We start from the raw sequence: 23,951 nt of genomic DNA on the forward strand, positions 1-23,951 counted from the left end.
GGGGCGGGTCGCCGGATGACAGGGCCAGCGCACAGGTAGGGAACGGTTAAGGCCGGAGCTTAGACCAGTTACGGTCGGGAATTGGCTTTGAACGGCAATGCGTTATCCTCATGAAGTACATCGGGTCATCCTACGAATTTCTGTGAGCCGCCTTCCATGAGCGTCGGACCAGCGCCCCACACCCCCGTGACGGGTGGTCCCACCGCAGGCCGGACCGCCCGTCCGTCACGAGCGGTCCTGTTGCTGATCGCCGCCGGGATCGCCCTGGCGGCGCTGAACCTGCGTACCGCCATCACCAGCGTCGGCCCCGTGCTGGACGAGGTCACCGCGGGCCTCGGTATGACCGCGGTCGGAGCCGGGATCCTCACCACCCTGCCCGTGCTGTGCTTCGCGCTCTTCGGCGGCCTCACCCCGGTCCTGGCCCGCCGCCTCGGCGAGCACCACCTGATCGTCTGCGCGCTGACCGCCCTCACCCTCGGCCTCGCCGCCCGGGCGGTGGTCCCCGAACCGTGGATGTTCCTGGTCCTGAGCGCCGTGGCCCTGTCCGGCGGCGCGGTCGGCAACGTCATCCTGCCCGCGCTGGTCAAGCAGCACTTCCCCGAGCGCGTGGGCCTGATGACCACCGTGTACACCACCGCCCTGGCCCTGGGCACCACCATCGCCGCCGCGGCCACCGTGCCCATGGAGCAGGCCACCGGCGAATGGCGCACGGCCCTGGGCGCCTACGCCCTCTTCGGCATCGTGGCCGCCGTGCCCTGGCTGCTGGTGCTGCGCCACGAGCCCGGACGCGGCGACCCCGCCCAGGCACTGGGCTTTCGCCAGGTGCTGGCCACCGGTCTGGGCTGGCAGTCCGTGCTCTACTTCGGCACCCAGTCCTCGATCGCCTACATCATGTTCGGCTGGTACGCGCAGATGCTGCGCGACCAGGGAATGGACGCCCAGACCGCGGGCCTGGCGCTGTCCTACCTGACCCTCCTGGGCATCCCCATGTCCCTGCTGCTGCCCACACTGCTGACCCGGACGAGCGACCAGCGCCCCCTCGTCGGCATGTTCGCCGTCGCCTACCTGGCGGGCCTGGCCGGACTGTGGGCCGCACCGCTGTCGGGCGTGTGGATCTGGACCACGCTCGTGGGCATCGGCATGGGCACCTTCGTCTTCGCCCTGACCTCCTTCGCGCTGCGCACCCGCACCGGTGCCGGGACGGCGGCCCTGTCGGCCGCCAGCCAGAGCCTGGGCTACCTCATGGGCGGCGCGGGACCCTTCCTGTTCGGGCTGCTGCACGAGACCAGCGGCGGCTGGCACGCGCCCCTGCTCCTGGTGGCGTCCCTGGTCGTGGTCAACCTGGCCGTGGGCATGCTGCTGGGCCGTCCCCGCTACCTGGAGGACGCCATCGCCGCACGCGGTCTCACACCGGGAGCCAGTCGAGCTGCCCGATGAGGTGCACCGAGCCGACGAAGGCCACGACGTCGATGAGCGTGTGCGCCACCACCAGGGGCATCACGCGCCCGTAGCGCATGTAGAACCAGCCGAAGACCAGGCCCATCACCAGGTTGCCGAAGAACATTCCGACCCCCTGGTACAGGTGGTAGAAGGCACGCAGCACCGAGCTGGCCAGTACCGCCTTCCACGGCGTCCAGCCCAGCTGCCCCAGCCGGTGCAGCAGGTAGCCGACCACGATCACCTCTTCGAGGACGCCGTTCTTGGCCGCCTGGAGTATCAGGACGGGCACGTCCCACCAGTTGCCGTCCAGGGTGCTGGGCGCGATGGTGACCGTCAGCCCCAGGCGCCAGGAGACCACGTACACGGCCAGTCCGCCCGCTCCGATGAGTGCGGCCAGGGCCGCGCCGCCGCCCAGGTCGAGTCCGGGACGGCGCACGTCGAAGCCGATCGTGCGCGAGGACTCCCCCGAGCGGCGCATGAGGTAGGCCACCAGGAGGACCGGGGCGAGGGCGGAGGCCACCGCGTACAGCTGGAAGGACAGGTCGAGCCAGGGGCGCTCCTGGGCGCGGGGACGCACCAGGCTGGCGGTCTGCTCGGTCAGGGACTCGGGCGCTGTGAGCACGCCGGCGAAGGAGATGGTCGCCGAGACCGCCGCGGCGCCCAGGGACAGGGCGAGCACGCACAGGACCTCCCAGCGCAGTAGGCGCCGGTCGGCCGGGATGGGGGAGGGAGTCGGCCCCGCGGGCTGTTCGGCGCGCGGGGAGTGGATCTTGTCGGTCACGCCTTGCAATGTACGTGCTGTTCGTCGGGGCGCGTGACGAGGGGAACCGTCGGGCGGGAGCGTTCGGAGGCGACGGCGGGGCCACTGCTTCGACGTGTCGTCCCCGGCGCGGGACGTCCCCGAGGGCGCTGTCAGTAACCCGTGCCGTCCTCTTCCTGGCCCTCTTCGCCCTCCATGCCCGGGGTCTCCATGTCCGGCGTCCGCGGGGCCGGGGTCTCCAGCCCCGGGTCCTCGACATCCGGATCCTCGCAGGCAGTGATTCCCAGTACCGCGACGGCGGCGATCGCTCCGCCGGCGAGCACGCGGCGGGCGGTGGCCGCGGTCTCCTTGCTGATGTCCTCAAGCTTCACTGCCGGCTCCATCGGATCGGGGACGCGTGCCATGGGCTACCGCTCCGCGGCGAGAGCCAGGCGTTATCCGCCTGTGACCCATGTGCGGACCACATTAGACGTGTTGCGCTTCCGTGACCAGGGGGACACGGAAGGTGATTCGTTCCAATGCGGCCGCATGGCCCCGTTCGGTGCCTGTCAGGTGGGGTGCCCGGCGCCACCGGCCCGGACGCCGGGCCCCGGGCTCAGTCGTCCTCGTCGCCGTCCTCGTCCTGGCCCTCGTCTCCGCCTTCGCCCTCGTCTCCGTCCTCGCCCTGTTCGGTGTCCATCTCCGGCATGTTCTCCTCGCAGGCGGCGGTGCCCAGGGCCATGACGGTGGCCAGGGCGCCCACGGCGAGCACGCGGCGCAGCACGGTCAGGCCGGGAAGGAGGGAGTCGGGGAGTTTCACGGGAGGTTCCTCCGGTTCTTCGGGTGGGGCACGGGTCCGTACAGCGCAAGCCTAGGTCCCGCCCCCTCCGGTGGCCAGGGGCCGCGCTCGGGGCGCGGGCACGTGAAAAGCCGCCGGCCATGCGCGTGTGACACGGAACGCGCATGGCCGACGGCTAGGGGGGCGGAGGCCGCCCGCCCCGCCCCAGCCACGAAAGCGGGGAGGGACGGCCTCCTGGGAACGAAGACCAGTGTCAGTGAGCCGCTGAGAACTGGTCTTCCTCGGTGGAGCCGGTGAGAGCCGTGGTGCTGGCCTCAGGGGAGATGGTCGTGCTGATGGCGTCGAAGTAGCCGGTGCCGACCTCGCGCTGGTGGCGGGTGGCGGTGTACCCGTTGGCCTCGGAGGCGAACTCGGCCTCCTGGAGCTCGACGTACGAGGTCATCCCGTTCCGGGCGTAGCCCTGGGCCAGGTCGAACATCGAGTGGTTGAGCGAGTGGAAGCCCGCCAGGGTGATGAACTGGAACTTGTAGCCCATGTGGGCCAGCTCGCGCTGGAACTTGGCGATGGTCGCGTCGTCCAGGTGACGCTTCCAGTTGAAGGACGGCGAGCAGTTGTAGGCCAGCATCTGGTCCGGGTACTCGGCCTTGATGCGCTCGGCGAAGTCGCGGGCCACGTCCAGGTCCGGGGTCGCGGTCTCCATCCACAGCAGGTCGGAGTGCGGGGCGTAGGCCAGTCCGCGGGCCACGCAGGCCTCGACGCCGTTGCGGAAGCGGTAGAAGCCCTCCGCGGTGCGCTCGCCGGTGATGAAGGGCTGGTCGCGCTCGTCGACGTCGTTGGTGATCAGGGTCGCGGCCTGGGCGTCGGTCCGCGCGATGACCAGGGACGGGACACCGGCGACGTCCGCGGCCAGGCGGGCGGCGCTCAGGGTCTTGACGTGCTGGCTGGTGGGGATGAGGACCTTGCCGCCCAGGTGGCCGCACTTCTTCTCGGAGGCCAGCTGGTCCTCCCAGTGCACACCGGCCGCGCCCGCGGCGATCATGCCCCGCATCAGCTCGTAGGCGTTGAGGACGCCGCCGAACCCGGCCTCGGCGTCCGCGACGATCGGGGCGAGCCACTCGGGGGCGTTGTCGTCGCCCTCGGCCCAGGTGATCTGGTCGGCACGCATGAGAGCGTTGTTGATGCGGCGGACCACGGACGGGACCGAGTTGGCCGGGTACAGGCTCTGGTCCGGGTAGGTGTTGCCGGAGAGGTTGGCGTCGGCCGCGACCTGCCAACCGGAGAGGTAGATGGCCTTCAGGCCGGCGCGGACCTGCTGGACCGCCTGGTTGCCGGTGAGGGCGCCGAGGCTGTGGACGTAGTCCTCGGTGTGGAGCAGGTCCCACAGGCGCTCGGCGCCGCGACGGGCCAGGGTGTGCTCCTCGGTGACCGAGCCGCGGAGCTTGACCACGTCGTCAGCGGAGTAGGTGCGCTCGATACCGGCCCACCGGGGGTTGGTCTCCCAGTCGCGCTGGAGTTCGGCGCTGGCTTCCTGTCGTCGAGCGCTGGTGCCCATGTTCGTTCCCGCCTTACGTGTAGTCCCCAAGGTGTTCACACCGGTCGAGGGAGGCCCTGCCCGGGCCAGGGGGTGAGCCCTGAGCGGTAAGTTCCCCGCCGGTAACTAGAATTCTTGACGAAGTTCCAAGACTTTTCCACTCAAAACCTGGTGAAGATCTTCGATTTTTTCCGTACTATGAAGCCATGGCGTACTTTGGTGCTGAAGAAATACCGTCTTTGACAGGTGACCTAGATCTCGTCACCTTTGGCCAGCGGCTCCGTCATCTACGGCGAGCTCGCGGTCTGACCCTCTCTGACCTGGGCGAACGCGTGGGTAGGGCCCCCTCCCAGCTCTCCCTGCTGGAGAACGGCAAGCGCGAGCCCAAGCTCTCCCTGCTCACGTCCCTGGCCTCCGCCCTCAGCGTCTCGGTGGAGGAGCTGCTGTCCAAGCAGCCCCCGAGCCGCCGCGCGCAGCTGGAGATCGCCGTGGACGAGGCCCAGCGCGACTCCCTCTACCAGAAGCTGGACCTGCCGCACCTGAGGGTGGGCAAGCGGGTCCCCAACGACGTGCTCGAGCACATCGTGGGCCTGTACGGCGAGCTCAAGCGTCGCAGCGCCAAGCCCACGGCCAGTCCCGAGGAGGCCCGCCGGGCCAACGCCGACCTGCGCCGCCAGATGCGCGAGCGCGGCAACTACTTCGAACACATCGAGAAGGCGGCGGCCGAGACCCTCAACGCCGTCAACTACACCGCGGGGGCCCTGTCCCAGGGGCAGATCCTCTCGATCGCCACCCACCACGGCTTCTCCCTCAAGTACGTCCAGGACCTGCCCCGCTCGGTGCGCTCCCTCACCGACCACGTCAACCGGCGTATCTACCTCAAGCGCGAGACCACGCTGGGCATGCACAGCCCGCGCACGATCCTGTTGCAGACCCTGGGCCACGTCGTGCTGGGCCACGGCCAGCCGCGCGACTTCGGCGACTTCCTGCGCCAGCGGGTGGAGGCCAACTACTTCGCCGCGGCCGTCCTGATCCCCGAGGCCACCGCGGTGCGCTACCTCCAGGAGGCCAAGCAGGCGCGCGACCTGTCGGTGGAGGACCTGCGCGACGTGTACTCGGTCTCCTACGAGATGGCCGCGCACCGGTTCACCAACCTGGCCCACCGCCACCTGGACCTGGTCTGCCACTTCATCCGCAACGACGAGACCGGCATCATCTACAAGGCCTACGAGAACGACGGCCTGGTCTTCCCCACCGACGAGACCGGAGCCATCGAGGGCCAGCGCATGTGCCGCCAGTGGTCGGGGCGCCAGGTCTTCGCCTCGCCGGACCGCTACTCGATCTACTACCAGTACACGGACAAGCCCAACGGCACCCACTGGTGCGTGGCACACGTGGACCCCAGCCGCGAGCGCAACTTCGCCATCACCCTGGGCGTTCCCTACAAGGAGTCGCGCTGGTTCCGGGGGCGTGAGACCACCAACCGCACCAAGTCCAACTGCCCGGGAGGGGAGTGCTGCGTGCGCCCGCCCGCGGACCTGGCCGCCCGCTGGGAGGGCAATGTGTGGCCGTCGGCCCGGGCGCACTCCCACGTGCTCTCGGCGCTTCCCTCGGGCACCTTCCCGGGCGTGGACGAGCACGACGTGTACACCTTCCTGGAGAAGCACTCCCTCGACTGAGTCGCCGGGATCGAGAGGGGCCGGGGGCAGTTCAGTTCGCATCCCGGCCCCCTTCACGTGAAATGCGGCGTTGTGACGCGAAAGTCCAACTGTTACCGTTGGTAACACGCACTGGCCGCCCCTCCACCCCCGGAGGGTCCGACAAAGGATGTAAGCGTATGAGTGAGGCCGCCGCGCCCGCCTTCAGCCTGGAACTGAGCGAGGACGTCCGCGATGTCCGGGACTGGGCCCACGGGTTCGCCGCCGACGTCATCCGTCCCGCCGCCGCCGAGTGGGATGAGCGGGAGGAGACCCCCTGGCCGATCATCCAGGAGGCCGCCAAGATCGGCCTGTACTCCCTCGACTTCTTCGCCAACCAGTGGCTGGAGCCCAGCGGCATCGGCATTCCCGTCGCCTTCGAGGAGCTGTACTGGGGGGATCCGGGCATCGCCCTGGCCATCACCGGAACCGGCCTCGCCGCGGTGTCCGTCGCCGCCAACGGCACGCAGGAGCAGCTCCTGGAGTGGACGCCGCAGATGTTCGGCACCGCGGACGACGTCAAACTCGCCGCGTTCTGCTCCTCCGAGCCCGACGCGGGCAGCGACGTCTCGGCCATCCGGACCCGCGCCGTCTACGACCAGGCCAAGGACGAGTGGGTGCTCAACGGCACCAAGACCTGGGCCACCAACGGCGGCATCGCCGACGTCCACGTGGTGGTCGCCTCCGTGGACCCGGAGTTCGGCTCCCGGGGCCAGGCCACGTTCATCGTGCCGCCGAACACCCCCGGCCTCAGCCAGGGGCAGAAGTTCGCCAAGCACGGCATCCGCGCCTCGCACACCGCCGAGGTGGTCCTGGACGACGTGCGCGTCCCGGGATCGTGCCTGCTGGGAGGCAAGGAGAAGCTCGACGAGCGCCTGGCCCGCGCCCGTGAGGGCAGACGCTCCAAGGGCCAGGCGGCGATGAGGACCTTCGAGGCGTCCCGTCCGAGTGTCGGTGCCATGGCCGTGGGCTGCGCCCGCGCCGCCTACGAGTACGCTCGCGACTACTCCACCCAGCGCGAGCAGTTCGGCCGCCCGATCGGCGACAACCAGGGCGTGGCCTTCACCCTGGCCGAGATGGCCACCCGCATCGACGCCGCACGCCTGCTGGTGTGGCGCGCGGCGTGGATGGCGCGCAACGACAAGGACTTCGACAGCGCGCAGGGCTCCATGAGCAAGCTCTACGCCAGCGAGACCGCCACGTTCGTCACCCAGAACGCGGTGCGCATCCTCGGGGGTAACGGCTACACGAGGGAGTACCCGGTGGAGCGGTGGCACCGCGACGCCACGATCTTCACGATCTTCGAGGGCGCCAGCGAGATCCAGAAGCTCATCATCGGCCGCCAGATCACGGGCCTGCCGATCCGTTAGCGGGTGCGGGACGGGCACCCGGCGCCCTCACGGTCGGGCCCCGCCCCCGTCGGCACGGCGGCGGGCGCCCGTCCCGGTGGCCGGCCGTGTACCGCGGGTAGTGGTCGCCCATGAGCACGTCTACCGGACCGCGGCCCCCGCTGGGGGACCGGCGCGGCATGGAGAGCGCGGAGGCCCTGGCGCGCTGGCTGGACAGGCCGATGGGAGCGCTCGGCCTGCTCTTCGTGCTCGTCGTCCTCGGCCAGGCCCTGGCCACGACGCCCTCGGTGAGCACCGCGCTGTCCTGGCTGGGCTGGCTGCTGTGGCTGTCCTTCGTGGCCGAGTTCGCGCTTCGCGCCTACGTCGCACGCGACCAGCGCCTCTTCTGGGCGCGCAACTGGTGGCAGGTCCTCTTCCTCGCGCTGCCCTTCCTGCGTTTCGCCCGGACCTTCACCCTGCTGCGCACGGCGCGGGTCGGCGGAGTGCTCTCGGCGGCGGTCCGGGGGTCGCGTTCGGCCTCGCGCCTGCTGTCGGGACGTATCACCTGGCTGGCGGTGGTCACCGGGATCGTGGTCCTGGGCTCCAGCCAGCTCCTGTACATCCTGGGCTCCTACGACGACTACGCGAGCGCCCTGCACGACGCCGCGCTCGCGACCGTCGTGGGGGAGCCGCTGACCGCCGACGACGCGTTCGCCCAGAGCCTGGAAGTGGTCCTGGCCGTCTACTCGGTCGTCGTGTTCGCCTCGCTGGCGGGCACGCTGGGCGCCTTCTTCCTCCGGCCCGGCGGCCCGGACGACAGGCCCGGGGATCCGGACGAGGACACCCCGGCCAGGGACACCTCCGAGCAGGCTTAGTACTACGGCGGTACTCCGCTCTGCCGGCCACCATCAAGCGAAGCCGCGCACGACGAACGGCCGACGAGTAGCGGACCTCCGCCGGGAACACCTCCGCGTACAGCGCCGACCGGGGGCCGTGGCTCAGGCCGAAGGCGGCGTGAAGACGAAGACGCCCAGGAAGTACATGTAGACGTTCGCGGTGCCGACCATGGACCGCGTCGGTACCGCCCAGGCGGCCGAGTGCCCGAACGGCGGCAGGCAGAGGGCGTGGCGCATCAGAGCAGTCCCTTCAGGTAGGAACCGGTCCGGCTGTCCGGGGCCGCCGCGACCTGCGCGGGCGTGCCCTGCGCGACGATCCGGCCGCCCTGCGAACCACCGCCCGGGCCCAGGTCGATGACATGGTCGGCGGTGGCCACGACCCGCATGTCGTGCTCGGCCGCCACCACGGTGGCGCCTGCGCCGACGAGGTCGCGCAGACGGCTGACGAGGACGTCGGTGTCGTACGGATGGAGACCGGTGGTGGGCTCGTCGAGCAGGTAGACCGTGTCGGCGACCCGGCGGCGCTGGAGTTCGGTGGCGAGCTTGATCCGCTGTGCCTCGCCGCCGGACAGCTCCGTGGCGGGCTGGCCCAGGCGCAGGTAACCCAGGCCGACCCCGGAGAGGGTCTCCAGGGAGCGCCGCACTGACGGCTCCTCGGCGAAGAACCCCGCCGCCTCCTCGACCGACATCGCGAGCACGTCCGCGACCGTGCGCCCCCGGTACTCCACCCGGAGGGTGTCGTCGTTGTAGCGCGAGCCGCCGCAGGTCGGACAGGGGGCGTAGGTGGTGGGCAGGAACAGCAGCTCCACCGACACGAAACCCTCCCCCTCACAGGTCGGGCAGCGTCCCCCCACGACGTTGAAGGAGAACCGGCCGGGCCCGTAACCGAGCGAGCGGGCCTCCTCGGTGGCCGCGAACAGCTTGCGCACCGTGTCGAAGAGCCCGGTGTAGGTCGCCAGGTTGGAGCGCGGTGTCCGCCCGATGGGCTGCTGGCTGACCCACACCACCCGGCCGTCTTCGGCGGCTCGGTCCCCCATCTCCGCCAGCAGGGAGGACTTGCCCGAACCGGATACCCCGGTGACGGCGGTGAACACGCCGAGGGGGACGTCGGCGTCCAGCCCCCGCAGGTTGTTGCGGGTGGCCCCGCGCAGTCCCAGGTGCCCGCTGGGGGCGTGGGTCCGGTGCTCCGGGATGACGTCGTGGAACAGGTAGCGGCGGGTCACCGATTCCGGGACCTCGCGCAGGCCGGACACCGGGCCGCTGTACAGGACGCGCCCGCCGTGCTCGCCCGCCTCCGGTCCGACGTCGACGATCCAGTCCGCGCCGCGCACGGTGTCCAGGTCGTGCTCGACGAAGCACACGGTGTTGCCCCCGTCGCGTAGGCGCCGGAGAATCCCCGAAAGCGCCTCGCAGTCGGCCGGGTGCAGGCCCGCGGAGGGCTCGTCCAGGACGTAGACCACCCCGAAGAGCCCCGTGCCCAGTTGGGTGGCCAGCCGAATCCTCTGGAACTCCCCGGTGGACAGGGTCGGTGCCGGCCGGGCCACGCTCAGATAGCCAAGGCCCAGCTCCGCCAACACCCCGACCCGTCCCGTGATCTCCCCGGCCAGCGCCCCCGCCGCCCCCGTGCCCTCCCGCCAGGGGTGCAGCAGGGCGACCAGTTCGGTCAGGGGCAGCGCCGCCAGTTCGGCGATGGTGTGCCCGGCGAAGGTGACCCGCAGCGCCTCCTGGCGCAGCCGCCGACCGCCGCACTCCAGGCAGGTCCGGTTGACCATGAACTCGGCCGCCTTGCGTCGCCGGGCCTCACTGGCGGAGGAGGCGTACGCCTTGAGCACCAGCCTCCGGGCACTGCTGTACTTTCCCTGGTAGGGCCGGTGGACACGGCCCGCCTCACGGACCGGGTGGACGGTCACCACGGGCTGTTCCTCGGTGAACAGGATCCAGTCGCGCTCGGTCTGGGGCAGCTCCCGCCAGGGCCGGTGGATGTCGTACCCGAGGGTGCCGAGGATGTCGCGCAGGTTCTTGCCCTGCCAGGCCCCGGGCCAGGAGGCGATGGCCCCCTCGGCGACGCTCAGCCCGGGGTCGGGCACCAGCGACCCCTCGGTGACCTCGTGCTCGACTCCCTCCCCGTGGCATACGGGACAGGCGCCGGCCACGGTGTTGGGGGAGAAGGAGTCGGAGTCCAGGTGCTCCGCCCCGGGCGGATAGGTGCCCGCCCGGGAGAAGAGCATGCGCAGCGTGTTGGAGAGCGTGGTGAGGGTGCCCACGGTGGAGCGGACCGAGGGCGCGGAGCGCGGCTGGGCGAGCGCCACGGCCGGCGGCATCCCGGTGACGTCGTCCACGTCCGGGGACGGGAGCTGCTGGAGCAGGCGCCTCGCGTACGGCGCCACCGACTCCAGGTACCGGTGCTGGGACTCGGCGTAGAGGGTCCCGAAGGCCAGGGAGGACTTCCCCGACCCGGAGACCCCGGTGAAGGCGACCAGGGCGTCCCGGGGCAGCTCCATGTCCACGTTCCTCAGGTTGTGGATGCGGGCACCGCGTACCCGGATGCGGTCGTCGTGGTTGTCCATGGGACAAGCTTTACCCGGTCACGGCCCCGGAGCTCGCCAAGGGGACCGTCTGGGTCCGGGTCGGCACTGTCGGCGAGGAGCTGGCGGAGTTCGCGGAGGAGGACGCGCGACCCGTCCTGGCCGCCGCCGAGCGATGTACTGGTGGCGAAGTCGCGCTGGGCGGGTGCCCCGGTCGCGGCGCAGCGGGCCTCGTCGGCCGTCCAGGGCATGTGGGGCTCGGTGTCGATGGGCGCCCGGTGGGGGCGGTCCAGGCGGTGGTCGACGTATCCACGCAGCTGGTCGACCGCGGTGCGCTCGTCCCGCGTCGTCCTCGCCTTGGTCCATGCCTGCGAAGGGTGCACGTGGCGGCCGTTCGTCGTGCGCGGCTTCGCTTGATGGTGGCCGGCAGAGCGGAGTACCGCCGTAGTACTAAGCCTGCTCGGAGGTGTCCCTGACCGGGGTGTCCTCTTCTCGCGAGCCGGGAGCTCCCCGGTCGGCGGCGGCGGGGCTGTGCGCGCGCTGCGCTGGAGATGGTGTGTCGTCGGCGCCAGTGCCTGCCGGCGGGAGGCGCAGGGCGAGCAGGGCGACGTCGTCGCCGCCGGGATCGATGCGGGTGAGGAGCTCGTCGAGGAAGTCCTCCAGGTCGTGGCGGGCCAGGTCGCTGGCGTGGCGTCGCAGGTTGGCCATGCCCCTGTCGATGGGCTGGTCGCGGCTTTCGACGAGGCCGTCGGTGTACAGCAGCAGCGTGGACTGCGCGGGGATGTCCTCACGGGCGTCGGGCCAGCCCAGGCCCATGTGCAGGGTGGCGCTCATACCGAGGAGGGGGCCGTGGCCGTCCTCGAGGTAGCGGGTGTGGCCGTCGGCGGTGACGAGCAGCGGCGGGGGATGTCCGGCGTTGACCCAGTGCAGGCTCCAGGGTCCGCCCTCGGGGCCCTCGATGCGGGCGAAGACGGCGGTGGCCATGGGGGCGTCGCTGGTGTTGGTCATGGCCTCGTCCAGGCGCTGCATGATCAGGCTGGGGGGTTCCTGGCGGTCCCAGGCCAGGGCGCGCAGCATGTTACGGACCTCGGCCATGTGCGCGGCGGCGCGAAGGTCGTGGCCGACCACGTCGCCGATGACCATGGTCATGACGCCGTCGGCGAGGAGGAAGGCGTCGTACCAGTCTCCGCCGATCTCCGCGCTCTGCTGGGCGGGTTGGTAGCGGGCGGCGAACCGGAGGTGGTCGACCTGCGGCAGGGGGGTCAGGAGTTGGCGCTGCATGGTTTCGGCGACGTGGCGTTGCTGCTCGAAGAGCTGGTTGCTCTCCATCACCAGGCCGGCGCGCTGTGCGATGTCGGCCAACACGAGGACCTCGGTATCGGTGTAGGCGGGCTGCTGCTCGGTCCGGGCCACGGTCAGCGCGCCGAAGACCTGTCTGCGGGTGTACAGCGGTACCACCACCGCGGAGTGCCCGCCCAGGCGGTCGAACAGCTCGCGGTGCGCCTGGGCGAGCGGCTCGTCCGGTTCGCGGGCCAGGGTCCGTGCGTCGAGCAGGACGGGCTGGGTGCTGTACAGAGCGCGTGCCAGCGCTGTGCGGGAGGTACGCGGCAGCGGCGGCAGCGGGCCCCTCAGCGACTCGGCCGCGCCGTGGTCGTCGAGGGTGTGCACCGCGATGCGCTGGATCTCCTCCGTCCGTCCGGCCGGGATCAGGTCGATCGCCGCCCAGTCACCCAGTTCCGGCACCAGCAGCCGGACCAGCCTGTCCATCATCTCGGGGGTGTCCAGGGTGGCGATGAGGAGCCCGGAGACTTCCGCCACCATGCTCAGTCGGGCGGTCAGCTCCTCCAGGGCCGCCAGGTGCGCCGCGGTCTGTTCGGCGGCGTCGTGGTGCCGCTTGAAGTTGTGGAAGACGATGACCGCGCCATCCAGGTCGCCTCCGTGCTGGAGCGGGGTGGCCGCCCAGATGGTGGGCACGAGAGTGCCGTCCCCCCGCAGGTAGAAGTCCTCGCTCCCCTCGGCCGGCTGACCGCTCTCGAGCACGGTCAGGGTGCGGCACTCCTCCCGTGGAACCTCGTTCCCGTCCGCGTCGCGGTGCAGTAGATCATGCAGGTCAGAGCCCAGCGTCTGTTCCTTGGGGCGGTCGAGGATCTGCTGCGCGAAGGGGTTGGAGGCGGTGATGCGGCCTGTGGTGTCGGTGACGAACATCCCCGCACCCAGGCTGTCGAACACCGCGTGCAGCAAGCCGGCCTCCAGTGGCCAGTCGGAGCCGCTCATCACCCCTACCTCCGGTTCTTTCGCCGGTGCGGCCGCCGAACCATGCGGCGCGGCCGCGGCGGTCGGCTTCCCGCGGCGGCTTCTTCCGCTTCGCCGGCCCCGAAGGCGCCGACGCCCTGACCGCCGTGTTCCACGGGCCCGGTGCCGCCGTGCGAGCGTCCACCCCTGACGGTGCCGGGCCGGTTCGACGATTCCACCGGTTCTGCTCGAAGACCCGCTCACACGGTCCGTGCACACGGTTCCCTGACGCGACCGTGACCAACGCAGTACAGTGTGGTCCTCCCATCAGGCCAAAGAACGCATTGTGCCGTCAACGGCATGTCACGCCACCAGACGGCGTGGCTCGAACACGCGGTCACGGGTGCTGACACCGCAGTGGCTCCGGTGGCCGGTCGCGGGCCACGCGTGGTGGCCGCCCATGGGCCCATCCGCCAGACCACGGCCTCCGCTTCGGGGCACGCGCCGCGCTGGGCGCACTCCTCGTAGGGGAGCGGTGGTGCGGGGTCCTCTGCTCAACCGGTCCGCCCCCACCTGGCTCTTGTCCCGGCGCATCCGCGTGAGTACGCTGTACGCACAAGCTGCGTACATCGTACCCACAGGTGTCACGGCGATGCCTGGCCCACGTCGCGGAAGCGTCGGAGAGGACATGTGATGAGGACGATCACCGAGCCGCGCGCGATATTCGGCATGCTCGACGGCTACCGGCCGATCACGAACCTGATCGGGGCCGGCGACCCGAACGTCCACAGGATCGGCGACCAGTGGTGGATGTTCTTCGGCGGTTTCCAGCGCGACTTCCGGAACAACCTGTTCAGCGCCAGCCTGCCGAGGGGAGCCCGCCCCGGGGAGGGCCAGGAGTGGACGATCACCACCGACCCCGCGCGTCCCAACCGCGCGCGGCCGCTGGTCGACCAGCCCGAGAGGGGCGCTTGGGACCACTACGGGCTGCACGAGCCCTGCTTCGTCAACGGGCTGAGAAGGGCACCCGAGGGCGGTTCGGTCCCGTGCCACCGCGTCTACTACACGGGCCGGGCCTCCCGGAGGGCCCAGGGAAACGACACGTCGTTCGCGATCGGCTTCCTGGAGCGGACGGACGACGGTTGGAGGCGACACCCCGAGCCCGTGGTCGTCGGCGACGCCGCCAGCCCGAGCGCCCTGGGACCGAAGGTCGTCTTCGCGGACGGGAAGTGGCGGATGTGGTTCCGCGCGGCCCCGGGGGAACCCGCGAGGGGAGAGCGCCCCGTCTCGGAGATCCGGTACACCGAGAGCGAGGACGGGATCGGCGGCTGGACGGTGCCCCGACCGTTCTACTCCCGTGCGGAGAGCTTCGCGCACGCCTACGTGCTGAAGCGGGACTCCTCCTACGAGATGCTGCTCAGCAGGAGCCCCAACCTCTACGGGGAGCCGGACCGTCCGGAGCAGGGGCTCTGGCTGAGTACGTCGACCACGCCCAGCGGCGACGCCGGCGACTGGTCGACCCCCGAGCCGGTCCTCGGCGCGTCCGAGGGCCCCGACTGGCTGCGGAACGGGTTCTTCGGTTCGAGCCTGTGCGTGGACGACGGGCCGGGCGGCGCCGACGTCCGCCATGTGTTCTTCACAGGGGTCCACGCGTCGATCAACTGGCCCAGGTACGCCCTGGCGCGGCTCGCCTCGTTCAGGCGTCCGCCGGTGCCCGCACCGTTCTACTTCACCGTCGGCCATGTGGCGCTGGGCCCCGACCGCGCATGAGCCCGGTCGGCGGGGACGGCGCCCTTCCCGCCATGCGCCGCGCGGCGGATCCGGCGGTGGCACATGACGGGTGAACAAGGTCGGTGAGCGGGGGCCGGCCCTCGAAGGGCGCGGGTAGAGGCCGATGTTCGTTCGGAGGGGGACCTCGAAACTGCTGTCGAAGTCATCCTCGGTCAGGGCGAAGCTGAATTCACCGAACAGTTCGGTGGGCTCGTCCGGGGAGCCGGGCGGAGCCTGGTGGGGGAACCCGTCGGCCCTCACGACCAGATCGATGGGCCCGAGCCCCTCAACATCCGTACCTGGACCTGTTCGGGGTGCGGTACCGAACACGGCCGGGACGTCAACGCGTCCCGTATCGTGCCCGCCGCTGGACGGAGACTCGCCGGAGAGCTGAAACGCCGGGCCCCCGCTGCGAGACCATGGCGAAGCCCTCGCAGCAGGGGCGGGAGCCTGGGTAGGACCACCGCCCCCGGGGTGGGGCACCGGCCGGTGAAGCAGGAACCAGCGGACGCTGTGAGGCGGGCCGCGCCCACGGCCGCGAGGCTGTGGGAATCCCCGGGGCTCACCCCGGGGAGGACGTCAATGGAACCGCTGGAGCCGCACGCGCTGGGGGACGGCACGGGGAAGCCCGCGAACAGGCCGCGGGACGTCTCCTCGGGGAGCAGCGGTGCACTGGTCGTCATCGGTTTCCTTCGCTGTGACCGTGCCCGGTCGGTCTCATTCGAAGAACCGGTTGCTGACAGCGGTAATCGTCATGCCTCGGGGTAGCACCCGTTGGCACTGACGCCTGAAGTGTCGGAAAGCTCTGCCGGGCACGGCCGTATACGGCCGCACACGGCAGTACGCCTGAAGCCGACCGTTCCGGAACCACCCTCGCCCGTCCTGACATCCGACCTTTACCCTGGCGGCATGAACGCCACCACGGGCAACGACGCCTCCACCATCACCATCCCCACCGGATACAACGGCCCCGACGGTTCGGGTAACGGCGGCTATACCGCGGGCCTGCTCGCCGAACGGATCACCGCGGTCGGCGGGCCCGCCGTCCAGGTCACTCTGCGCACCCCTCCGCCCCTGGACCATCCGTTGACGGTGGAGGGCGATCCCGCCGGCACGCTGACCCTGACCGACCCCGCCGCCGAGGAGGGCGCCCGGCTGGTCGCCGAGGCGGCGGTCGCCGATCTCCCGGACACCCCTGACAGCCCCGTCGTCCCCGGCGGCCCGGTCGGAGTGCCCGAGGCCAAGGACGCGGAGGGCCGCTACCCGGGCCTGACCGCCCACCCCTTCCCGCGCTGCTACAGCTGCGGCCCCGAGCGCGCCGAAGGCGACGGCCTGCGCCTGTTCGCCGGTTCCGTGCGCCCCGGCGCCGGCCCCGGCTCCGCGGGCAACACCGTCGCCTGCACCTGGACCCCGCACCCCGCCCTGGACGACGGCTCGGGTGCGGTGGACCTCGCCCGGGTGTGGGCGTCCCTGGACTGCCCCGGCGGCTGGTCCAGCGACGTGGTCGGCCGCCCCGCAGTCCTCGGACGGATCACCGTCCGCGTCGACCGCGCGCCCCGGATCGGGGACACCCACGTGGTGATGGGCCACCTGGAGTCGGTCGACGGCCGCAAGATCCGCACCGGAAGCGCGCTCTACGACGCCGAGGGGGGCCTGCTGGCCCTGGCCCGGGCCACCTGGATCGCCATCCGGGGGTGATCCGCCTCCCGCGCGCCCTCCCGCACCGTGCCGAACCGCTACGGTGATCCCTTGTGTCTTTCGAACGCACGCGGCAGACCGCGCTGACCGACAGCAGTGACACCTCCGGCCCGACCGGGCCGGGGGCGTCCGCCACGCGCGGGGGACGGGGCGGGCGCGGGCGCGACCCCGAACGGCGCCGGGCCCTCCTGGACGCCGCCGACCGGGTGATCCAGCGCGACGGCCCGGACGCGTCGATGCTGGCCATCGCGGCCGAGGCCGGAATCAGCAAGCCGATCCTGTACCGGCACTTCGGGGACAAGGGCGGCCTGTACCGTGCGCTGGCCCGGCGCCATGTGGATCCGCTCATCGAACGCATCCGCGAGGAGCTGCACCAGCGCACCGAGTTCGAGGTACGCGCCCGGGCCACGGTCGGCGCCTACCTGTCGATGATCTCCCAGAACCTCAACCTCTACCGGTTCCTCATGGACCGGGCCACCTCCGAGGACTCACGCACCCGCAGCGACCTGGGAATGATGGTCCGCCGCCTGGGCGAGGAGCTCGCCGAGCGGCTCGTCGCCGAACTGCGCATCGATGGCCGCCTGCGCTCCCAGATCGTCGCGCACGCCGTCGTGGGCATGGTGCAGGCGGCGGGGGAGTGGTGGTTGGAGCACCCAGAGGTCGGTGAGGAGGAGATCATCGACGACCTCACCGACGCGGTGGTCGGAGCCATCCGCGGCAGTGGCGGCTGAGGACTTCTCCACGGTCCCTTGACCTGGAGTGCGCTCCAGGTCCCATGCTTCTTGTCATGAAGGAGCACTACACACCGGGTGAGGTCGCCGAGCGCTTCGGCCTCACCCTGGACACCCTGCGCTACTACGAGAAGGCGGGCCTGCTCCGCCGGGTGGACCGCGCGCCCAGCGGGCACCGCCGCTACCGCACCGACGACGTCGAACTGCTCAACATGATCCGGTGCCTGCGCGACACCGACATGCCCATCGCACGGCTGCGCGACTTCGCCGAACTCGTCCGCGAGGGCGGGCACACCATCCCCGCGCGCCTGGACGTGCTACAGAGCCACCAGCACCAGCTGGACGCGCGCATCGCCGAGATGCGCCAGTGCCAGAACGTGATCCAGCACAAGATCGACTACTACCTGGGCGTGCTCGACGAGCGCACTCCCGAACCGGTCAAGGAGACCTCCTGATGCGCTACACCACCATCGGTGACCGCCGGGTCAGCGCCCTGTGCCTGGGTGCGATGAAGTTCGGCAGCGAGACCGACGACGCCACGTCCGCCGCGATCCTCGACCGCTTCGTGGAGGCGGGGGGCACCTTCGTGGACACCGCCGACTGCTACCAGTTCTGGGTGGAGGGCTTCGAGGGCCACGAGAGTGAGACCTTCCTGGGCCGATGGCGCCGTGAGCGCGGGATCACCGACGAGGTCGTGATCGCCACCAAGCTCGGCGCGCAGCCCACCGTGCCCGGAGCCGGACTGGAGATCAAGGAGGGCCTGTCCGCCGAGGCGGTGGCGACGGCCGCCGAGCGCAGCCGCCAGCGCCTGGGGGTGGACCGCCTGGACGTGCTCTACGCCCACCAGGAGGACCGGAGGACCCCGTTGCCCGAGACCCTGGGCGCCTTCGCCGAGCTCGTCGACGACGGCGCCGTCGAGCACGTGGGCCTGAGCAACCACCGCACCTGGAAGCTGGAGCGGGCCCGCGCCACCACTGAGGCCCGGGGCTGGCCGCGCCCCCGTGTGCTGCAGTACCGGTACAGCTACTTGCAGCCCCGGTTCGACGTGCCGCTGCGGTCCACGGCACACATGCCCGCCACCCCCGAGCTCCTCGACTTCGTCCGCTCCGAGGCCGCCGAGGGCCGGGAGCACACGCTGGTGGCCTACACCTCGCTGCTGTGGGGCGCCTACACCCGTCCGGAGAAGGCAGCCGAGCTGGACCGGGCCTACGACCACCCGGGCACGCCCGCCCGCCTGGCCGCCCTGGACGAGGTCGCCCGGGAGAGCGGTGCCACCCGCAACCAGGTCGTACTCTCCTGGCTGATGGACAGTGATCCGAGCGTGGTGCCGTTGGTGGGGGTGAGCTCCCTGGAGCAGCTGAACGAGGCGATCGAGGCCACCGACCTGGTGCTCAGCAAGGAACAGTGGAAGCGCATGGCCGAGGCGGGGTAGCCGGGACGGGTGTCCGTGGCGGGCGCGCGGAGCGGTGAGTGGGGCCGTCCGCACGGGAGGCCGGGATCGGGGACGTCGAGTTTCGGACAAAGCACGCGTAATGCCCCATACGTATGCATGCACGGTTTTCACCATGCTTTGACCGGATACCTTCCTAGAGCGTGTTCCATGGACGCCGCTCGTCACGAGTGGTGTCCATGGAACACGCCCCAATGGCGGCGGGACGGCCCGCGCCGCCTCGGTCCGCGAACCCGTGGGAGGGGCGACTTGCCGGAGAGCACATACCACCAGATCCACTTCGCCTGGGCCGAACCCACACTCCTGGGCCACTTCGGCCCAGGCCCGGCCGCCTCCTCCCTCCCCGAGACCGAGCAGCCCGTACTGCGCTCCTGGCGTGACCGCCTCGTCCCCGCGCTCACCGCCGACTACCGGTCCGCGCTGCCCGAGAGCGACCCCGCCGACTACCCCGAGACCCTCTGGGCCCGCGCCTACCCCGACGGGCAGGCCGCCCTGGTCTACCGGTGGCCCGGCGACGTCCGCTCCGCGCACGCCTGTGCCATCGTGGGACCGGCGTACGGCCTCGCGCTACCACGTGTGCTGTCCCTGCACGAGAACCCCAACACCCGTCCGGCCGGACGCAGACCGCCGGAACCCGGCTGGGGAACCATGGCCACCCTTCCCGTGCCCGAGCCCTGGGAACGCACCGCCGCACCCGGGGCCGTGCGCACCCGCGACAGGCGTGCGGCCGAGACCGCCGTCGAGGACGAGCCGATCCTGGTCGGCGCCGTGGCCGCCGCTCTGTACCGCCCCGACCTGCCGGTCCACATCGCCTTGGCGCCCGAGCGCGCCGACCTGTGGCAGGCGGTGCAACTGCGCTTCCTGTGGGGAGTGCACCGGGTACTGCACGACGTGCTCACCCCGCCCCGCGCCATCCCGGCGGCCGGATGGAGCTGGTCGTTCTCCACCTACGACCCGGTGCTGGGTACCGCCGAGGGCCAGCACCTGGCCTTCGGCCCACCGGTCCCCGACGTTTCGGGGCCCTTCCTCAACCCCCCGCCCCCCGACTACCGGAGGGTCGCCGAGAGGCTCGTGACCGTCCTGCGGGAGGAGGGCGGGAACGCGCTCGCCGGGCACCTGCGCGAACGCGGTGTCCCCGACGCCCCGACCTTCGCCGACCGCCGCGACCTGCTCCGCGACTGGCTCGACCCCCGGACACGCCCCGACGCGGACGTGCCCGCCCCCGGCGAGCCCGGCAACGAGGTGCCCTTCCCCGGCGCCCCCGCCAAGGACGCGTCCGCACCCGTTTCCCCCGACGACGGCGTGTCCGCTCACGAGGCCCCCGTCCCCGAGCGGTTTTCCGGGGAAGGTTCCGCCGTGACATGGTCGCCCCTTCCCGACCTGCCCGAGGCGCAGCCCCCGGGGGAGGAGGAGGCCGGGCCGTGGCCGCTCGACGAACCCCGTGTCCGCCAGAGCCGCCCCGAAACGGCGGAAACCGGGTCCCAGCTCGGGGCCGGGGCCGTCGTGCCCGGTGGCCAGCGCTCGCTGAGGGGGATCATCGGGGAGGAGCCGTCCGCCGCATCCGGCGGGACCAGTGAACTGGGGCACGGCGGTGGCCCCCGGGACCGGCCCGGTGACGAGACCTCCGCGACACACGGTTCGTCGCACGGGGAGGACGAGTCGCTCTGGCCCGAGACCGTCCCCGAACCCGAACCCCTCCCCGAGGAGTCCGAGCCCGACGGCTCCGAGGGCGTGTCCGGACCGTACCCGCTCGCCCGGCCCGGGATCTTCGGGGCGCCCGAACCCCGGGCACGCCGGGAACCCCGCAGACCGCGCATCGTCTCGGACCCGCACGGATCCGTTGGGGACGCGCCGGAGCCACCTGAGGCGGAAGTCCCTCCCGTCACGGCGGCCCCCAGGACCCCGGTACCGCCGGAGCAGACGCACGAGGCTTCCGGGCCACCGAAGGGCCCCGACCTCACGGACGGTCCCAAGGACCGGACACCCGCCGACGCGCCACCCCTGCCGGTGGTTCCCGACGCCGGTGCCGACACCGTGGGCGGGACCGGCGGCCCGGCGGAGGCGCAGCTCGACTACGCGGTCGAGACCGAACCCGACGAGGACCTCGAAGAGGACGCCTCCGACGACAACTGGCCCACCCAGTACGCGGACCTGCCCCTGTCCCGGCTGGAGCGCTGGCACTCCAGACACGGACCGGAGGGCGCGCGCCTCGACATCGTCGACGCCCGCGCCGCCGTCCGGGCCGAACGCGCCGAACTCCAGCGGGTCCGCGAGGAGCGCGACCGGTACCACGCGGAGGTACAGGAGCTACGCCGCGTGGTCGCCCGCCTGGACCGACCCTGGCTGGAGGACCCGGGCGAGGAGGGGGACGCACCCGCGACGCACGGCCCCCGCCGCTGGCCCTCCCTCGTCCTGGTCATGGTCCTCCTGGCAGCCTTCCTGGCCACCGGCATGGAGGTGGGCGCCCGCTTCGGCCTGGGCACCACGGACCTGCTCGGAGCGCTGGGCACCGGGATCACCGGCGCGTCCTGGTGGCCCCTCTGACCTCGCGCACGCCGCGGCCCCCTTGGAGGAAGCGGGTCCAGCACGCCCGCCAGGGTGCCGTCGGCGCGCCCGCCTACCATCCCTGGACTAGGCGGTCCAGCACGTCCGGCAGCTCACCGGTGTGGGCGACCGTCAACCGGCGCGTGGCGCGGGTGACCGCCACGTACAGGTCGTTGGCGCCGCGCGGCTGCGCCAACAGGGCGTCCGGCTCCAGGACCACCACCGAGTCGAATTCGAGCCCCTTGGCCTCGGTCGCGGTCAGCACCACCACCGCCTCCTCCAAGGCGTCCCGGCCCGCACCCGGACGTGCGGCCTCCGGCAGCGCCGCCGCCACCGCGTCCACGTGCCGGTCGGCGGTGACCACCGCGACCCTGCCCGAACCGATCGCCAGGACCTCACCGGCGACCAGGGAGGGCAACCCCCCGTCCAGAGACGGCAGCCGCACCGCGCGCGGCGGATCGCCGTCCTCGCGCACCGACTCGGGCACCTCCTCGTCCGGCGCCGCTTCGCGCAGCACGTCGGCGGCCACCGCCATGATCGGTGCCGGGGTCCGGTAGTTCACCCGCAACCGCTCCACGTGCACCTTGCCCCGTGCGTACGGTTCCAGCGCGGCCGTCCACGACCGCGTCCCCGACGCGCTGCCGGTCTGGGCCACATCGCCCACCACGGTCAACGACCGGGTCGCAGCCCTGCGCATCACCGTGCGCCAGGCCATCGGCGACAGCTCCTGGGCCTCGTCCACGATGACGTGCCCGTACGTCCACTCCCGGTCCGCGCCAGCGCGGTCGGCGGTGGTACGCGTCGGACCGGTGTCGCGCTGCCGGTCCGCCATCGCGGCGACGTCTATCGCGGCGGCGTCCATCATCTGGTCATCGAACAGGCCGGTGAGTTCCAGCACGCCTTGTGCGTACCGCTCCTCCTCGGCCCGCTCGGCCTCGGCGCGGCGCTCGCGCGCACGCTCGGTGCCGTCGTCGTGCCCCAGCAGCTCGGCGGCCTCGTCCAGGAGCGGAACGTCCTCCACGGTCCACGGCGACCCGGGGGAACGGACCAGGGCCGCACACGCCTCGGCACCGATCCCGGCCCGGGCCCCGACCCGCTCCAGCGCCGCGGGGTCGGCGAACAGCTCGCGCAGCAGCCGCTGCGGAGACAGGTACGGCCACAGCCCGTCCAGAGCCTCCCGTACCGGGTCCTCATGCCAGAGCCGCTCGCCGGCGAAGGCCAGGTCCTCCTCCTCCACGGGGCGGCCCAGCAGCTTGGACTCGGACCGCGCCAGCTCGTCGAGCAGGGTGTTCACCACGTACTTGCGCGCGGTGTTGTGCGGCAGGCGCAAGCCCCGCGCGGTCCGCAGCACGTGCTCGCACAGCACGCCGGACGCGGTGAGCATCCCCGCGTCGGTCTCCACGAGCAGGTCCTCACCGCCGAACGCCTCCTCGGGTGTGCGCCTGCGGTCGGCCACGGCCGCGTGCACCAGGTCGGCCATCCCCGACGAGCCCTTCACCGCGGCGGTGCCGTGCGGATCGTGCGCGGAGGCCGCCACCCCCGGGAACAGCTCTCCCACCGTGCGCATGACCACGCCGGTCTCCCCGAGGGAGGGCAGCACGTCGCTGACGTAGCGCAGGAACGCCGGGTTGGGGCCCACCACCAGCACTCCGCGCCGCTCCAACACGTCGCGGTGGGTGTAGAGCAGGTAGGCGGCCCGGTGCAGGGCCGCGACGGTCTTGCCGGTGCCGGGACCGCCCTGGACCACGAGCACCCCGGCCAGCCGGGAACGGATGACGCGGTCCTGCTCGGTCTGGATGGTGGCCACGATGTCGCCCATCCGCCCGGTCCGCCCCTGGCGCAGCGACGCGAGCAGTGCCGCCTCACCGACCAGCTGGCGGCGGTCGGTGTCGGTCAGGCCGTCGGGGTCGAACACGTCGTCGTCGATCCCGACCACCCTGCGGCGGCGCACACGAAGCTGGCGGCGGCGGGCGAGCCCGTGCGGATCACCGGGGGTGGCGGCGTAGAAGGGGCGGGCGGCCGGCGCCCGCCAGTCCACGAGGATGGTCTCGTACCCGGCGTCGCGCAGCCCGATCCGGCCCACGTAGCGGGTCTCGGGCTCCTCCCCGGCGCCGGCCTCCTCCGGAGGGGCCAGGTCGATCCGGCCGAAGCACAGGCCCTCCTCGACCGATCCGAGCCGGGCCCGGCGGCGGGCCTGCTCGTAGGAGCGCGTCTCGCGTTCCACGGCGGCCGCGAAGCCCCCGCGCTCCTGTAGGTGGGCGGCGGCGAGCTGCTCGGCGGTGTGCGCGCGGAGGGTGTCCAGGCGCTCGTACATCGTGCTGACCCGGGCCTGCTCCACGGCCAGGGCGGCCGACGACGCCTCATCGGCGTCCACTTGACAGAACTCCATCTACTTGCTATGCTCCGTATGCTAGGTTATTTGTGTCCTTGTTCAGAGGTTGATAGTAAACTCCAGAGCCTAGCACAGCGCCACACTCCTGCGCGGCTTCGTGGTCCCCACGGCGCGCGGCGGCCCCGTGCGCGGCCAGACGCACGCACGGTGTCGGTTCGGCTCCGGTCGGGGCGAGGGGA

The 23,951-nt window shown here is 71.7% G+C and carries 18 protein-coding genes and 1 pseudogene; 10 read left to right on the top strand and 9 right to left on the bottom strand.

Translation table 11 applies throughout. The annotated features are described in order from the left end of the window. Positions 1-156: 156 nt before the first annotated feature. The gene (locus tag AC0T5L_RS16170; protein ID WP_476166312.1) at positions 157-1,437 is read left to right on the top strand and encodes an MFS transporter; all 1,281 of its coding nucleotides are present in this window, start codon (positions 157-159) and stop codon (positions 1,435-1,437) included. On the opposite strand, the gene AC0T5L_RS16175 is transcribed toward AC0T5L_RS16170, so the two are convergent. The 4 genes from AC0T5L_RS16175 to aceA all read right to left on the bottom strand — a co-directional run bounded on the left by AC0T5L_RS16175 (position 1,406) and on the right by aceA (position 4,530). Continuing rightward, positions 1,406-2,221, bottom strand: coding sequence for a CPBP family intramembrane glutamic endopeptidase (locus AC0T5L_RS16175; protein WP_476166313.1), 816 nt, complete (start codon positions 2,219-2,221; stop codon positions 1,406-1,408). The two genes, AC0T5L_RS16170 and AC0T5L_RS16175, sit on opposite strands and share 32 nt — an antisense overlap. Before the next feature lie 131 nt (positions 2,222-2,352). Then, a complete protein-coding gene (locus AC0T5L_RS16180; protein ID WP_476166314.1) occupies positions 2,353-2,571 on the bottom strand; it encodes a hypothetical protein in 219 nt (72 codons plus the stop codon). 224 nt (positions 2,572-2,795) lie between these two features. Further along, the gene (locus AC0T5L_RS16185) at positions 2,796-2,999 is read right to left on the bottom strand and encodes a DNA primase (RefSeq protein WP_476166315.1); all 204 of its coding nucleotides are present in this window, start codon (positions 2,997-2,999) and stop codon (positions 2,796-2,798) included. Between the two features lie 232 nt (positions 3,000-3,231). Then, entirely contained in the window at positions 3,232-4,530 is a 1,299-nt protein-coding gene (aceA, locus tag AC0T5L_RS16190; RefSeq protein ID WP_476166316.1) for an isocitrate lyase, read from the bottom strand. A gap of 218 nt (positions 4,531-4,748) precedes the next feature. On the opposite strand from aceA, the gene AC0T5L_RS16195 reads away from it, so the two are divergent. The 3 genes from AC0T5L_RS16195 (at position 4,749) to AC0T5L_RS16205 (ending at position 8,409) form a co-directional block, all read left to right on the top strand. Next, positions 4,749-6,188 (top strand): helix-turn-helix domain-containing protein, encoded by a 1,440-nt coding sequence (locus tag AC0T5L_RS16195; protein ID WP_476166317.1) that lies wholly within the window; start codon positions 4,749-4,751, stop codon positions 6,186-6,188. Positions 6,189-6,346: 158 nt separating this feature from the next. Next, positions 6,347-7,576 (top strand): acyl-CoA dehydrogenase family protein, encoded by a 1,230-nt coding sequence (locus AC0T5L_RS16200; RefSeq protein ID WP_476166318.1) that lies wholly within the window; start codon positions 6,347-6,349, stop codon positions 7,574-7,576. A 110-nt stretch (positions 7,577-7,686) separates the two neighbouring features. Continuing rightward, complete coding sequence (locus AC0T5L_RS16205; RefSeq protein ID WP_476166319.1) at positions 7,687-8,409, top strand: hypothetical protein; 723 nt, start codon at positions 7,687-7,689, stop codon at positions 8,407-8,409. A 64-nt stretch (positions 8,410-8,473) separates the two neighbouring features. Here AC0T5L_RS16205 and AC0T5L_RS16210 read toward each other — a convergent pair. From AC0T5L_RS16210 to AC0T5L_RS16225, 4 genes and pseudogenes are all read right to left on the bottom strand, one after another. Then, a pseudogene (locus AC0T5L_RS16210) lies at positions 8,474-8,628 on the bottom strand (MFS transporter); the annotation flags it as partial. 38 nt (positions 8,629-8,666) lie between these two features. Next, positions 8,667-10,997 (bottom strand): ATP-binding cassette domain-containing protein, encoded by a 2,331-nt coding sequence (locus tag AC0T5L_RS16215; protein ID WP_476166320.1) that lies wholly within the window; start codon positions 10,995-10,997, stop codon positions 8,667-8,669. Further along, positions 10,943-11,338, bottom strand: a complete 396-nt coding sequence (locus AC0T5L_RS16220) for a hypothetical protein (protein ID WP_476166321.1) — start codon at positions 11,336-11,338, stop codon at positions 10,943-10,945. The genes AC0T5L_RS16215 and AC0T5L_RS16220 overlap by 55 nt, the downstream gene beginning before the upstream one ends. Before the next feature lie 67 nt (positions 11,339-11,405). Beyond that, entirely contained in the window at positions 11,406-13,229 is a 1,824-nt protein-coding gene (locus AC0T5L_RS16225) for a PP2C family protein-serine/threonine phosphatase (protein ID WP_476166322.1), read from the bottom strand. 651 nt (positions 13,230-13,880) lie between these two features. Here AC0T5L_RS16225 and AC0T5L_RS16230 point away from each other — a divergent pair. The 6 genes from AC0T5L_RS16230 to AC0T5L_RS16255 all read left to right on the top strand — a co-directional run bounded on the left by AC0T5L_RS16230 (position 13,881) and on the right by AC0T5L_RS16255 (position 21,380). Then, positions 13,881-14,957, top strand: coding sequence for a hypothetical protein (locus AC0T5L_RS16230; protein ID WP_476166323.1), 1,077 nt, complete (start codon positions 13,881-13,883; stop codon positions 14,955-14,957). Positions 14,958-15,866: 909 nt separating this feature from the next. Further along, positions 15,867-16,655, top strand: a complete 789-nt coding sequence (locus AC0T5L_RS16235; RefSeq protein ID WP_476166324.1) for a hotdog family protein — start codon at positions 15,867-15,869, stop codon at positions 16,653-16,655. A gap of 53 nt (positions 16,656-16,708) precedes the next feature. Beyond that, complete coding sequence (locus AC0T5L_RS16240; protein ID WP_476166325.1) at positions 16,709-17,386, top strand: TetR/AcrR family transcriptional regulator; 678 nt, start codon at positions 16,709-16,711, stop codon at positions 17,384-17,386. Between the two features lie 56 nt (positions 17,387-17,442). Continuing rightward, positions 17,443-17,841 (top strand): MerR family transcriptional regulator, encoded by a 399-nt coding sequence (locus AC0T5L_RS16245; RefSeq protein WP_476166326.1) that lies wholly within the window; start codon positions 17,443-17,445, stop codon positions 17,839-17,841. Beyond that, positions 17,841-18,818: an aldo/keto reductase gene (locus AC0T5L_RS16250; protein WP_476166327.1), complete on the top strand. Its 978-nt coding sequence runs from the start codon at positions 17,841-17,843 to the stop codon at positions 18,816-18,818. Before AC0T5L_RS16245 ends, AC0T5L_RS16250 begins: the two co-directional genes overlap by 1 nt. A gap of 267 nt (positions 18,819-19,085) precedes the next feature. Next, on the top strand, positions 19,086-21,380 hold the full coding sequence (locus tag AC0T5L_RS16255; RefSeq protein WP_476166328.1) for a hypothetical protein: 2,295 nt from the start codon (positions 19,086-19,088) through the stop codon (positions 21,378-21,380). Between the two features lie 73 nt (positions 21,381-21,453). On the opposite strand, the gene AC0T5L_RS16260 is transcribed toward AC0T5L_RS16255, so the two are convergent. Next, positions 21,454-23,769, bottom strand: coding sequence for a HelD family protein (locus AC0T5L_RS16260; protein WP_476166329.1), 2,316 nt, complete (start codon positions 23,767-23,769; stop codon positions 21,454-21,456). Positions 23,770-23,951 lie beyond the last annotated feature (182 nt).

Source organism: Nocardiopsis sp. TRM 82005, from assembly GCF_056312425.1.